13 protein-coding genes are annotated in these 13,914 nt (G+C 70.5%); all 13 read left to right on the top strand.

The genetic code is table 11. The features are described from left to right. Complete coding sequence (locus tag ACZ4TG_RS35400; RefSeq protein ID WP_468171553.1) at positions 1–1,830, top strand: AGE family epimerase/isomerase; 1,830 nt, start codon at positions 1–3, stop codon at positions 1,828–1,830. Between the two features lie 37 nt (positions 1,831–1,867). Then, positions 1,868–2,218 carry an STAS domain-containing protein gene (locus tag ACZ4TG_RS35405; protein WP_468171556.1) on the top strand — a complete coding sequence of 117 codons (351 nt, stop codon included), beginning with the start codon at positions 1,868–1,870 and terminating at the stop codon, positions 2,216–2,218. After that, the gene (glgX, locus tag ACZ4TG_RS35410; RefSeq protein WP_468171559.1) at positions 2,215–4,362 is read left to right on the top strand and encodes a glycogen debranching protein GlgX; all 2,148 of its coding nucleotides are present in this window, start codon (positions 2,215–2,217) and stop codon (positions 4,360–4,362) included. The genes ACZ4TG_RS35405 and glgX overlap by 4 nt, the downstream gene beginning before the upstream one ends. Before the next feature lie 16 nt (positions 4,363–4,378). Beyond that, positions 4,379–4,690: an STAS domain-containing protein gene (locus ACZ4TG_RS35415; RefSeq protein WP_366453570.1), complete on the top strand. Its 312-nt coding sequence runs from the start codon at positions 4,379–4,381 to the stop codon at positions 4,688–4,690. Between the two features lie 41 nt (positions 4,691–4,731). Further along, a complete protein-coding gene (locus ACZ4TG_RS35420) occupies positions 4,732–5,160 on the top strand; it encodes an ATP-binding protein (protein WP_468171563.1) in 429 nt (142 codons plus the stop codon). Then, complete coding sequence (locus tag ACZ4TG_RS35425; RefSeq protein ID WP_468171566.1) at positions 5,142–6,401, top strand: PP2C family protein-serine/threonine phosphatase; 1,260 nt, start codon at positions 5,142–5,144, stop codon at positions 6,399–6,401. Before ACZ4TG_RS35420 ends, ACZ4TG_RS35425 begins: the two co-directional genes overlap by 19 nt. After that, entirely contained in the window at positions 6,402–7,148 is a 747-nt protein-coding gene (locus ACZ4TG_RS35430) for a MinD/ParA family ATP-binding protein (RefSeq protein ID WP_468171569.1), read from the top strand. A 69-nt stretch (positions 7,149–7,217) separates the two neighbouring features. After that, entirely contained in the window at positions 7,218–7,958 is a 741-nt protein-coding gene (locus ACZ4TG_RS35435; protein ID WP_468171572.1) for a type 1 glutamine amidotransferase domain-containing protein, read from the top strand. A 33-nt stretch (positions 7,959–7,991) separates the two neighbouring features. Continuing rightward, positions 7,992–9,476: an aldehyde dehydrogenase family protein gene (locus ACZ4TG_RS35440; RefSeq protein WP_468171575.1), complete on the top strand. Its 1,485-nt coding sequence runs from the start codon at positions 7,992–7,994 to the stop codon at positions 9,474–9,476. Between the two features lie 49 nt (positions 9,477–9,525). After that, positions 9,526–10,134 (top strand): NADPH-dependent F420 reductase, encoded by a 609-nt coding sequence (locus tag ACZ4TG_RS35445; RefSeq protein ID WP_468171578.1) that lies wholly within the window; start codon positions 9,526–9,528, stop codon positions 10,132–10,134. Continuing rightward, positions 10,125–10,673, top strand: coding sequence for a (2Fe-2S)-binding protein (locus ACZ4TG_RS35450; protein WP_468171581.1), 549 nt, complete (start codon positions 10,125–10,127; stop codon positions 10,671–10,673). Before ACZ4TG_RS35445 ends, ACZ4TG_RS35450 begins: the two co-directional genes overlap by 10 nt. Positions 10,674–10,678: 5 nt before the next feature. Continuing rightward, positions 10,679–13,084 (top strand): xanthine dehydrogenase family protein molybdopterin-binding subunit, encoded by a 2,406-nt coding sequence (locus ACZ4TG_RS35455; protein ID WP_468171584.1) that lies wholly within the window; start codon positions 10,679–10,681, stop codon positions 13,082–13,084. After that, complete coding sequence (locus ACZ4TG_RS35460; protein ID WP_468171587.1) at positions 13,081–13,902, top strand: FAD binding domain-containing protein; 822 nt, start codon at positions 13,081–13,083, stop codon at positions 13,900–13,902. Before ACZ4TG_RS35455 ends, ACZ4TG_RS35460 begins: the two co-directional genes overlap by 4 nt. Positions 13,903–13,914: the final 12 nt, after the last annotated feature.

The following is a 13,914-nucleotide window of genomic DNA, read 5'->3' on the forward strand; positions in this document are numbered from 1 at the left end:
ATGGCGGGCTCGTTGGGCTTCTCCTTCTCCGACACGATCGCGGGCTACGTCGTCCGCTTCGACTCCGGCACCCGGCTGCTGCGGCTGAAGACCTCGGACGGCCGCGAGTTCGACGTCTCGCTGGCCGGCGACCCGAGCGCCGAGCTGGTCCGCAACCTGGACGAGCCGTACATCGACGCCTCCGGGCACATCGACGAGATGCTCTCGCCCGGCCGGTTCCTCTTCGTCTACGGCGTCCACTACCCGGAGCAGGCGGGCCGCTACGACGCGAAGCGCCTGGTGTTCCTGGGCCGCGGCGCCGAGGACTACCGCTTCGAGGAGCCCAGCTGGTGGGTCAAGCAGATCGAATCGCTGGCCGACTTCTACAAGCGGGCGCAGTTCGGCGACGGGCCGGTGGACTTCACCGAGTACCGCACCGAGATCCGGCTCGGCGGTGACAAGACCGCCAGCCACGTCCAGGAGACCGACACGATCTCCCGCCTGGTCTACGGCATGGCCTCGGCCTACCTGCTGACCGGCAAGGACGAGTACCTGGAGGTCGCCGAGCGCGGTACCGAGTACCTGCGCAAGCACATGCGGGTCGTGGACAGCGAGGAGGACGTGGTCTTCTGGTACCACGGCATCAGCGTCGACGGGGACAGCGAACGCAAGCTGTTCACCTCGGAGTTCTCCGACGACTACGACGCGATCCCGATGTACGAGCAGATCTACGCGCTGGCCGGCCCCATCCAGACGTACCGCGTGACCGGTGACATCCGGATCAAGAACGACGCGGACGCCACCATCCGGCTGTTCGACAAGTTCTTCCACGACCCGGAGCAGGGCGGCTACTACTCCCACATCGACCCGATCCTCTTCAGCGCCGACCACGAGTCGCTGGGCGAGAACGCGGAGCGCAAGAACTGGAACTCGGTCGGAGACCACGCGCCCGCGTACCTGATCAACCTGTACCTGGCGACCGGCGAGCAGAAGTACGCCGACTTCCTGGAGTACACCTTCGACACCATCGCGGACCGCTTCCCGGACTACAAGAACAGCCCGTTCGTCCAGGAGCGCTTCTACCGCGACTGGTCGGCCGACACCTCGCACAGCTGGCAGCAGAACCGTGCCGTGGTCGGCCACAACCTCAAGATCGCCTGGAACCTGATGCGGATGAACTCGCTGAAGGCCAAGCCCGCGTACGAGGAGCTCGCCCGCAAGATCGGCGAGATCATGCCGGCCGTCGGCAGTGACGTCCAGCGCGGCGGCTGGTACGACGTGGTGGAGCGGGTGAAGGCCGCCGACGCCGACCAGGAGACGTATCGTTTCGCCTGGCACGACCGCAAGGCGTGGTGGCAGCAGGAGCAGGCGATCCTCGCCTACCTCATCCTGAACGGCACCGTCGGCGGCGAGGCGAACCTGCGCGAGGCCCGGCAGGCGCAGGCCTTCTACAACACCTTCTTCCTCGACCACGACGAGGGCGCCGTCTACTTCAACGTCCTCGCGAGCGGTACTCCGTACCTGCTCGGCACCGAGCGGCTCAAGGGCAGCCACTCGATGTCCATGTACCACTCGGCGGAGCTGTGCTACCTCTCCGCCGTCTACAACAACCTGCTCATCAACGGTCGGGAGATGGACTTCCACTTCCAGCCCGACCCCACGAACCTGCCGGACCGCGTGCTGCGCGTCTCGCCCGACCTGCTGCCCGCGGGTTCGGTGGCGGTCGCGTCCGTCGAGATCGACGAGAAGCCGTGGACGGATTTCGACGCGGACGGCCTGACGGTCCGGCTGCCCGACGTCCAGGGACGGGTCAAGGTCAAGGTACGGCTGCGGCCCGTCGCCCAGAAGTAGCGCTCAACGGGGGGCGCCCCAACATGAGGGGAATTCAATGACACTCAGCGTGAAGGAACGCCGGAACAAGGCGGGCACCGTGCTCGTCGCCACCGGCGAGATCAACAGCGAGACCTCGGGCTCGCTGCTCCAGGCACTGCTGCCGCTGGTCCGCGAGGGCCGGCCGCTGCGCATCGACCTCACCGCCGTCACCTACGTCTCCAGCGCGGGCCTGCGCACCCTGCTCGTGGTGTACCGCGAGGCCCAGCACGCCGGCGTCGCGGTCACCCTGTACGGGGTGAGCGAGGAAGTCCGGTTCGTCATGTCGGCCACCGGCTTCCTCGACTTCTTCTCGGCCGGCGAGGCCGCGGCGGCCGAGGCCAAGGTCCAGGCACGGGCCGCGCGATGACCGAGGCCCAGTCCGAGCAGGTGCTGCGCGTCGACGCGTACCCGACCCACGAGGTGGGCGGGTACCGCGTCCGCGCGGGCAAGCCGTTCCCCTTCGGGGCCAACGTGGTCCCCGGCGGGGTCAGTTTCTCCGTCTTCTCCGACCAGGCGACCTCCATGACCCTGGTCATCTTCAAGCGCGGAGAGCCCGAGCCGATGGCCGAGCTGGAATTCCCGGAGGAGTTCCGCACCGGCAGCGTCTTCGCCATGACGGTCTTCGGCCTCGACCACGAGAACATCGAGTACGGGTACCGGGCCGACGGCCCCTACGACCCGGTCACCGGCCACCGCTTCGACGCCCGGCAGATCCTCTCCGACCCCTACGCGCGGCTGATCGCCGGCCGCGACGTGTGGGGCGTGGAGCCGGACCGCAGCCGCGGCTACCAGTACCGCTCGCGGGTCTGCCTCCAGGACTTCGACTGGGCGGACGACACCCCGCTGCGGATCCCCGCCGAGGACCTCGTCGTCTACGAGGCCCACGTGCGCGGCTTCACCCGGCACCCGTCCTCGGGGGTCACCGCCCCCGGCACCTTCGCGGGGCTGCGCGAGAAGATCCCGTACCTCAAGGAGCTCGGGGTCAACTGCATCGAGCTGCTGCCGGTGTTCGAGTTCGACGAGAGCGACAACCCGCGGTCCAACCCGGAGACGGGCGAGAAGCTCTACGACTACTGGGGCTACAACACCGTCTCGTTCTTCGCGCCCAAGGCCGGCTACGCGGCCACCGGACGCTACGGGATGCAGGGCGACGAGTTCCGCACCCTGATCAAGGACCTGCACGCGGCCGGCATCGAGGTCATCCTCGACGTCGTCTTCAACCACACCGCCGAGGGCAACGAGCACGGCCCGACGATCTCCTTCAAGGGGCTCGACAACGCCACGTACTACATGCTCACGCCCGAGGGGTACTACTTCAACTTCAGCGGCACCGGCAACACCGTCAACTGCAACCACCCCGTCGTGCGCAACTACGTGCTCGACTGCCTGCGCCACTGGGTCGCCGACTACCACATCGACGGCTTCCGCTTCGACCTGGCGGCCATCCTCGGCCGGTCCCTGGACGGCACCCCGCTGCCCAACCCGCCGCTGCTGGAACTGCTCGCCTACGACCCGGTCCTGCGGCACACCAAGCTCATCGCCGAGGCCTGGGACGCGGGCGGTCTCTACGAGGTCGGCAACTTCCCGGCGTACGGCCGCTGGGCGGAGTGGAACGGCAAGTACCGCGACACCGTCCGCAGCTTCCTCAAGGGCGACCCCGGGGTCACCGGGGAGCTCGCCACCCGGATCGCCGGCTCGCCCGACCTCTACTCCACCCGCGGGACCTCCGCGTCGGTCAACTTCCTGACCGCGCACGACGGTTTCACCCTGGCCGACCTGGTCTCGTACAACGACAAGCACAACGAGGCCAACGGCGAGGGCAACAACGACGGCGGCAACGACAACGCCAGCTGGAACTGCGGGGCCGAGGGGCCGACCGACGACCCCGAGGTCAACCGGCTGCGCACCCGCCAGATGAAGAACGCCCTCGCCATCCTCTTCACCAGCCAGGGCATCCCGATGCTGCTGTCCGGTGACGAGGTGGCGCGCACCCAGCAGGGCAACAACAACACGTACTGCCAGGACAACGAGCTGTCCTGGTTCGACTGGGACCAGGTCGACGAGAACGCCGAACTGCTCCGGTTCACCCGCGAGATGATCGCCTTCCGCAAGCACCACCGCGAGCTGCGCTCCACCGCCCATCCCACCGGACAGCTCCGGGACTCCCTGGGGCTGCCTGACATCAGCTGGCACGGGGAGCAGGCCTGGCAGCCCGACTGGTCGGCCGAGAGCCGGCTGCTGGCGGTGGCCCGCTGCGGCACCGGGGACGACGACGTGGTGTACGTGGCCATGAACGCGCACTGGGAGTCGCACGACCTGGAACTGCCCGCCCTGCCGGGCGGCCGGACCTGGCACCTGTTCGCCGACACCGGGAACGAGGCACCGCACGACATCCGCACCCCCGGTGCGGAGCAGGAGCTGGACAACGCCGGCAAGTACCTGATCGGCCCCCGCTCGGTCGTGATCCTGGTGGGCCGCACGAACGATCCCGAGACGACCGGGACCCTCTGACCGAAGGAGACCTGACATGCCGCTTTCCGTGTCCCTGAGCATCGAGGGCGACACCACCGTGATCGAACTGACGGGCGAGCTGGACGCCAAGACCGCGCCGGAGTTCCACCAGACCATCGAGAAGGCCGCCGGCCACGGCACGAGCACCGTGGAGATCCGGATGGCCGGCGTCGGCTACATGGCCAGCGCCGGGCTGCGCTCCCTGGTCTTCGCCCAGCAGAAGGTGGCCGACCACGTCACGATCAAGGTGGTCGGCGCCATCGAGCCCGTCTCCCGGACCATCCGGACGGCCGGACTGGACCGGAGCATCCTGCTCTCCGACGACTGACGGACGTGGGTGACATGGTCGAAACGGCGAGGAAGCCCTGCGTGCTGGAGGTGCCCGCGACGATGGGGGCACTGGGCGAGATCGCCGCGTTCGTCCTGCGGCTGGCCGACCGGGCCGGGCTGGACAAACGAGCCACGTACCGGATCCGGCTGGCCGTGGACGAGCTGGCCACGAACATCGTGATGCACGGGTACCGGGGCGGCGACGGACGGATCACCGTCCGCGGCTGTCCCGGGCCCGGCCGGGTGCGGATCGTCATCGAGGACACCGCACCCGCCTTCGACCCCGTCGAGGGACGCCTGCCCCCCGCCACCGGGATCCCCCTGGAACGGCGGCGGGTCGGCGGCCTCGGCATCCACCTGGCACTCACCAGCGTGGACGAGTACGGCTACGCACGCATGGACGGCCGCAACATCAGCACGCTGACTGTAAAGGCTGAGGGGACGGACCCATGCCCTCCACGACCGTGATCATCCTCGACGAGTACCCGCCGCCGCCGGCCGAACTGCGCGACGCACTGCGGCTGATGGACGCGGAACTCGTCTCCCGCACGCTGACGGAACTGCTGTGCGGACGCCTGGAGGCGCTGCCCGTCGCGGACGTGCTGCTCGCTCCCGCCGAAGCCGACGGGGAGTCCGTACGGGCGGCCGTACGCAGGCTGCGCCGCTGGGCCGGAGCCCCCATCGTGGTCGTCTGGACCGTGGCGGAGTTCGCCGCACTGGAGCAGCACGTACGCCTCGGGCACGACTACCTCGTACCGCCCTTCCTGCCCGCTCTGGTCGGGGCCCGGCTGCACAGCTGCTCCGAGCGCGCGGGCCTCGGCCGGACCCTGCGCGAGGCCGACGCCCGCGCGGAACTCATGGGATACGAGAAGGAGTTGGAGATCGGTCGGGAGATCCAGGCGGGCTTCCTGCCCGAATCGCTGCCCGTCCCGGCGGGCTGGGAGATCGACGTGCGGTTCCGGCCCGCCCGGCAGGTGGCGGGGGACTTCTACGACGTCTTCGAGATCTCCCGCGGCCGGCGCCTGGCGGTGGTCGTCGCGGACGTCTGCGACAAGGGCGTCGGCGCGGCCCTGTTCATGGCGCTCATCCGCTCGCTGCTGCGGCACACCGCGGAGAACAGCGGCCTCCAGCACCTGATGGCGGCGGGCCGGACCGGCGGCAGCCGCCGCATCCCGGTCGTGGGCGCCACCCCGCTGCTCAACGCGGTCACCGCGACCAACGGCTACCTCACCCGCAACCACCTGCGGCAGGGCTACTTCGCCACCCTGTTCTTCGGCGTGCTCGACCCGGTCACCGGCAGCCTCGTCTACATCAACGGCGGCCACAACCCGCCGCTGCTGCTGTCCGGCTCGGGTGAGGTGCCTCTGCCGCTGGACGTCACCGGACCGGCCGTCGGAGTCCTGCCCGACTGCGTCTACACCCTCGGCTACGCCCAGCTCGACCCCGGCGACACCCTCTTCGTGTTCACCGACGGCGTGCCCGAGGCGCGCTGCCCCGAAGGCGGTTTCCTCGGGGACGAGCGGATGCTGGAACTGCTCGGCGGCCCCCCGTCGAGCGGCAAGGACGTGGTCGACCGGATGGACCGGGCGGTGCGCGAGCACACCGGCACCGCCGAACAGCACGACGACGTCACCATGCTGGCCCTGCACCGGCCACGCGCGGCGCGGGGGCCGCACGCGGGCGGCGCCGGCCGCAAGGTGGTGGCCTAGATGGCCCGGACCATCGTGGCGCACTCGCACCGCGGTGGCACCGGGAAGTCCTCGGCACTGGCCAACCTCGCGCTGCTCATCGCGGCCGGGGGACGCCGGGTGGGGGTGGTCGACACCGACATCCAGTCGCCCACCCTGGACCTGCTGTTCCGGCTCGCACCCGGGGCGGGCTCGCTCGCCGACTACCTGCTCGGCCGCTGCGAGATCGAGGCCGCGGCCCAGCAGACCCGCAGGCCCGGGCTGTACGTCGTACCCGCCCGGACCGGGACCGCGGCGCTGCGGGAGCTGATGTCCACCGGGTACGACGTCGGGCTGCTTCCGGAGGGCTTCGACCGGCTGTCCGAGCACTTCGCGCTGGACGTACTGCTGCTCGACACCCACGCCGGGCTCAACAACGAGTCGGTGACCGCGATGGCCAGCGCGGACGTCGTGATGATCATGGCGCGGGCGGACCGGATCGACCTCTCGGGGGTGGAGGAGACCATCGCCCTCGCCGGACGGCTGGCCTGCCGGCGGGTCCTGGTGCTGAGCATGGCACCCGAGGGCACCGACCGGGGAGCGGCCGGGCTGCGGGCCGAGGAGGTCTACGGCGCGCCACTGGCCGGAATCCTTCCGTACGTGCCGGAAATGGCGGCGCTCTACGGAGAATGCATATTTGCAGAAGCCCATCCCGACCACCCCCTGGTCGGTGAATTCCGCTCGATCCTGACGGCGTTGGACGCACGTGACGAAGTATCACGTGCCTGACGTCGCCCCCTTACGCCCCTAGCAGGGGGCGTGTTGAATCGGCAGCGAATCCAGAACAAGGAGAGAGTCATGAAGATTCTCGTCGTCATGACGGCAAAGGCCACGCTCCATCTGCTGGACGGGGAGCAGCACCCCTCGGGATTCTGGGCCGAGGAATTCGTCGTTCCCTATACGCTCTTCCGCGCGGCCGGCCACGCCGTGGACGTGGCGACGATAGGAGGCCGGGCGCCGACGGTCGACCAGACCAGCGTCGACCCCCAGTTCCTCCGGTGGGTCCGCCCCGAGGGCTCGCCGGACGAGGACGCGGCCAACGCCGCCGAGTACGTCCGGGTCATCGGGGAGACCGAGCAGCTCACGCACCCCCTCGCGCTGGAGTCCCTCGGCGAGAAGGACATCGCCGGGTACGACGGCATCTACGTGAGCGGCGGCCACGGAGCCATCGGCGACCTGCCCAAGTCCGACGAGCTCGCGCAGATCCTGCGCTGGGCCATCGCCCAGGACAAGCCGCTCGCCACCGTCTGCCACGGCCACACCTCGCTCCTCGCGCTGCGCGACGGCGAGGGCCGCTGGCCGTTCGAGGGCTACCGGATGACCGCCTTCTCGCACAGCGAGGAACTGGTCACCAACATGGCCGGCCGGCTCCCGCTGATCCTGGAGGCCGAGCTCACCAGACTCGGCGCCCGCTACGAAAAGGCCGAAGCGATCTGGGACTCGCACGTCGTCGTGGACCGCAAGCTGACCACCGGCCAGAACCCGTACTCCTCCAAGGCCCTCGCCGAGACCTTCTTGGCACAACTGGCGAAGGGCTAGCACGCCCCCCGCATCCGACACCGGAAGGCAGCCATGACCAAGCGCGAGCTGAGCGGCCAGCCCCTGGCCAACCCCGGGAAGCTGTTCATCGGCGGCAAATGGGTTCCGGCCCAGGACGGCCGCACCGAGCCGGACATCAGCCCCGTGGACGGACAGGAGATCGTGCCGGTGGCCCAGGCCACCGCCGCCGACGCGGACGCGGCCGTGGCGGCCGCCCGCACGGCGTACGAGGAGGGTCCGTGGAGCAGACTGTCCGCCCAGGAGCGCGCACTGCGGCTGAACCGGGTCGGTGAGCTCATCGAGCGCGACCTGGAGGAGATCGCGCTGCTGGAGACGGTGGACATGGGGAAACCGTTCGCCTTCTCCAGCACCGTCGACGCCCCCATGGCGGCCCAGCTCATGCACTACTACGCGGGGGCGGTGACCCGGGTGGACGGCTCCTCCCGGGCGCCGGCCGGCGGGCAGCTCGCGTACACCCTGCGCGAACCGCTGGGGGTGGTGTGCGCCATCACCCCCTTCAACTTCCCGCTGCTGCTGTCGATGACGAAGATCGCCCCCGCCCTCGCGGCCGGGAACACGGTGGTCCACAAGCCCTCCCCGGCCACTCCGCTGACCGCGCTGAAGATCGCGGAGCTCTTCCAGGAGGCGGAGATCCCGGACGGGGTGCTGAACGTCATCACCGGTCCCGGCGTGGAACTGGGCGAGACCCTCACCGACCACCCCGACATCGACAAGATCGCCTTCACCGGCTCGACCGTCGTCGGCCAGGCCATCATCCGCAAGTCGGCCGGCACCCTGAAGAAGGTGACGATGGAACTCGGCGGCAAGTCCGCCAACATCGTCTTCGCCGACGCCGACCTCGACGCCGCCGAGGAGCTCGCCTTCTTCGGCATCTACTACAACAAGGGCGAGATCTGCACCGCCGGCTCCCGGCTGCTGCTCCACCGTCCCATCCACGACGAGATGGTCGAGCGCCTGGTCCGCCGGGCCTCCGCCCTCAAGCCCGGCGACCCCCGCGACCCGGCCACGCTGTTCGGGCCGCTCGCCCACCGCGGCCAGTTCGACAAGGTCAGCTCGTACATCGAGGTCGGCGAGAAGGAAGGCGCCGTCCTGCGCACCGGCGGCACCGGCTGGACCCCCGAGGGCGCCTCCAGCCAGGGGCTCTACTTCCTGCCGACGGTCTTCACCGGCGTGGACAACGGGATGCGGATCGCCCAGGAGGAGATCTTCGGACCGGTCCTGTCGATCATCCCCTTCGACACGGAGGAGGACGCCGTGCGCATCGCCAACGACAGCGCGTACGGCCTCGCCGCCGGGGTGCACACCAAGGACCTCAGGCGCGCCCACCGGGTGGCCTCGCAGATCAAGGCCGGCACGGTCTGGGTGAACTGCTACAACCAGTACGACCCCTCCGTGCCCTACGGCGGCTACAAGGCCTCGGGCTACGGCCGCGAGTGCGGGCCCGAATCCCTCGAGAGCTACACCCAGACCAAGTCGGTCTGGATCGGCATGGACTGACCGGCCGGAATACCGGAAGCACCGCGTCACCGTTCACGGAGGAGTGTCAATGCGGACAGGCATCATCGGCACCGGGCGGATCGGCTCGACCCTGGCCAGGATTCTGGTGGCCGCCGGCCACGAGGTCCTACTCGCCAACGCACGCGGACCGCGGTCCCTCGGCCCGCTGCTGGCCGAACTCGGCACGGCGGCCTCGGCGGCGCACCCCGCCGAGGTGGCCGAAAGGGCCGAGGTCCTGGTGCTGATGGTGCCCTTCGACACGGTACGGGGACTGCTGCCCCAGGAGGCCGTACGGGACACCGTGCTGGTGGACGCCACCAATGCCTTCGACGGCCCCGGCGCACCCCGTGACCTGGGCGGCCGCGGCTCCAGCGAACTGGTCGCCGACTGGTATCCCGGCGCCCGGATCGTGAAATCCCTGAACACCATGCACTTCGAAACCCTCGCCGTCGCCGGCACCGCGGGAGGCGAGCGTCTGGCCCATTTCACCGCGGGCGACGACGAAAAGGCCAAGGAAATCGTCGCGGGAATCATCACGGATCTCGGATTCGTACCCGTGGACACCGGACCGCTGCATTCCGGAGGAATTCTCCAGCAGCCAGGCGGACCCCTCTTCAACAAGCCGCTCACGGAAGCGCAGGCGCTCGCATGGATCTGACACTGAATGTGAACGGAAGACCGAGGAAATTCGCGGCCGAGCCGAACGAACTCCTCGTGGAACGGCTGCGCGACGGCCTCGGGCTGACCGGCACCAAGGTCGGCTGCGACACCGGGCAGTGCGGCACCTGCGTGGTCCGGATCGACGGCAGGTCCGCCAAGAGCTGCCTGGTCCTCACCGCGGCCGCGGCCGGCTCCGAGGTCACCACCATCGAGGGCGTCAGCACCCCCGGCGGCGAGCTGACCGGACTCCAGGAGGCCCTGCGCCAGGAGCACGGCACCCAGTGCGGGTTCTGCACCCCCGGCATGGTCATGGCCCTCGGCGAGCTCGTGGAGAACACCGCCGACGGCGAAGCCCCCACCGAGCCCGAGATCCGCGAGTGGCTCACCGGCAACCTGTGCCGCTGCACCGGCTACCACAGCGTCGTCCGGGGGGTGCAGCGCGCCTGCGCCACCGCCCGGGAAGTGGCCCCCGAGGCCGACGCGGTCTCCGACGCGATGGCCGACGCCGTGACCGTGGCGTCCGGACAGGAGGTGTGAGGGAGATGACCGCAGTGACGGGGGAGACCGCTCTCAAGGAGCAGGGCGTACTCGGCAAGCCGCTGGACAGCCGCGAGGATCCGCAGCTGCTGCGCGGCGAGGCGAAGTACGTGGGCGACATCGACCTGCCGGGCACCGCCCACATGGCCATCCTCGGCAGCCCGGTGGCCCACGCGAAGATCCTCTCCATCGAGACCAAGGCGGCCGAGCAGCTGCCCGGCGTACTGAAGGTGGCCACCGCGGCCGACTTCACCGACGTGATGCCGCTGCCCTGCATCTGGATACCCGGCGGGGTCGAGAGCCACTTCCCGCCCCACCCCTACGGACTTCCCGGCGCCCGCCCGGTGCTCACCGGCGACACCGTCCGGCACGTCGGCGACCCGATCGCCGTGGTCGTCGCCGAGACCCCGCGCCAGGCCACCGCCGCGCTGGCCGCCATCGCCGTCGAGTACGAGCCGCTGCCCGTGGTCACCCGGGCCGACGAGGCCCTCAAGGAGGGCGCGCCCCAGCTGCACGAGGCCGTCCCCGGCAACCTGAACGCGTACTGGACCTGCGGCGACAAGGACCGCACCGACGCGGCCATCGCCGAGGCCGAGGTCACCGTGGAGCTCGACCTGGTCAACCAGCGCACCATCAACAGCCCCATCGAGCCCCGGGGCGCGGTCGGCGACTACAACGCCGCCACCGGCGAGTACACCCTCTACGCCTCCACCCAGGGCCCGCACAACCACCGCTTCCTGCTCTCCGCGCTGGTCCTCGGCATCCCGTTCAACAAGCTCCGGGTGATCGCCCCGACCGTCGGCGGCAGCTTCGGCACCAAGGGCTACCTCTACCCCGACATGGCGCTGGTGCTGCTGCTCTCCAAGGCGCTCGGCCGCCCCGTCAAGTGGGTCGACACCCGCACCGGGCTGATGAACTCCACCGTCCAGGGCCGCGACCACCGCCAGCACGTCACCCTGGCCGGCACCCGCGACGGCCGGATCACCGCCGTCCGGGCCACCAGCTACGCCAACCTCGGCGCCTACCCCTCCACCATCGGCCCCGGTGTCGCCACCGCCCTGATGGGCCGCTCCATCAGCGGCATGTACGACATCGACGCGGCCTTCTGCGAGGTCTACGCCGCCTTCACCAACACCGTCTCGCTCGGCGCCCAGCGCGGCAGCGGCCGCGCCGAGGCCGCCTTCCTGATGGAACGCCTCGTCGACCGGTACGCCTCCGAGATCGGCATGGACCCGGCGGCCGTCCGCCGCAAGAACCTGGTGCCGAAGGAGAAGTTCCCGTACGACAACGGCCTCGGCTGGACCTACGACTCCGGGGACTACCAGCTGAACTTCGACCGGGCCATCGAGCTGTCGGGCTACGCCGACATGCCCGCCCGCAAGACGGAGGCCCGCGCCCGCGGCAAGCGGCTCGGCGTCGGCATCGCCTCCTACGTCGCCATCTGCGGCGTCGGCCCCTCCACCCGGATGTCCAAGGAGGGCATGCTCGGCGGCACCTGGGAGAGCGCGAACATCCGCGTCCACCCGACCGGCGAGGTCACCGTCACCGTCGGCTCCGCCTCCACGGGCCAGAGCCACGGCACCGTCTTCGCCCAGGTCGCCGCCGACGAGCTCGGCATCGACCCGGACACCGTGCAGGTCTACGAGGGCGACACGCTCAAGGCCCCGTACGGCCAGGGAACCTACGGCTCGCGCTCCTACAGCATGGCCGCGCCCGCCATCGCGCTCACCGCGCGGAAGATCAAGAGCAAGCTGGTCAAGGCCGGCGCGGTCTTCCTCGGCGTCCCGGAGGAGAAGGTCGTCTACGAGGGGGGCAAGGTCTACGAAGAGGGCAACGAGGAGAACACCAAGACCTTCGCCGAACTGGCGATGGCCATGTGGTACGGCTGGGGCCTGCCCCCGGAGATCGAGCCCGCCCTCGACGAGACCACGCACTTCGACCCGCCGGACTTCAACTACCCCTTCGGAACGCACGTCGCGGTCGTCGAGATCGACGAACTCACCGGCGAGACCGAGGTGGTGGCCTACACCGCCGTCGACGACGCCGGGAACATCGGCAACCCGAAGGTGGTCCTCGGCCAGATCGAGGGCAGCATCGTGCACGGCCTCGGCCAGGCCCTGATGGAGGCCGCCGTGTACGACGAGAACGGACTGCTCGTCAGCTCCGACCTGGGCCACTACGCCCTGCCGCGCGCCGTCGACGCCCCGTTCTTCGCCCTGGACAAGACCACCACCCCCTCCCCGCACAACCCGCTCGGCGCCAAGGGGGCCGGCGAGATCGCCACCGTCCCGCCCGCGGCCGCCGTGGTCAACGCCGTCGTCGACGCCCTGTCCGACCTGGGCGTCCAGCACATCGACATGCCCGTCACCCCCGAGAAGGTCTGGCGCCGCCTGAGAGGGGAAGCCCAGTGATCCTCACCGAATTCGACTACGTACGGCCCGTCGGGCTCGACGAGGCACTGACCCTGCTCGGCGGCGCCCCGGGCGCCCGGGTGCTGGCCGGCGGCCAGACCCTGCTGCCCGACCTGCGCACCGGCGCGGACCGGGCCCGGCTGCTGGTCGACGTACGGCACCTGGAGGAACTCCGGGGCGTCGGGCGCACCGCCGACGGGCTGCGGATCGGGGCCCTGACCACGCTCGCCGAACTGGCCGCGCACCCGCTGGTGCTGGCCGAGGCCCCGGAGATCGCCGCCGCGGCCCGCGCCAACGGCGACCCCCAGGTCCGCAACCTCGGCACCGCCGGAGGCAACCTCGCCGCCACGGGCCGCGCCACCGACCTGCCGGTCGCGGCCATCGCCGCCGGGGCGGTGGCCGAACTGGCCGGCCCCGGCGGGCGGTCCACCGTACCGGCCGAGGAGCTCGCCGCCTCCGGGGTGCCCGGCGGGGCGGTGATCACCGCCCTGCTGGTGCCTCCGGGAGGGCCGGCCGCCGCCTTCGAGAAGACCGCCGACCGGGCCACCCGCTACCCGCTGTGCGCCACGGCCGTACGGATCACCCCGGACGGGCCGCGGATCGCGGTCACCGGTGCCACCGCCCGCGCCCTGCGCCTGCGCGGGGTCGAGGACCGGCTGCGCACGGCCCCGTACACCACGGACACCGTGCTCGCCGCCTTCCGCGCCGAACCCCGGGAGCTGTTCATCCCGGGGCGCGGCACCTCGGCCGAGTACCTCGGCCACCTCGCGGGGGTGCTGACCGCCCGCGCGCTGGCGAGGGCCCAGGCCCTCGCCTGATCACCGCCCACC

This window comes from Streptomyces sp. NPDC028314, assembly GCF_055565795.1.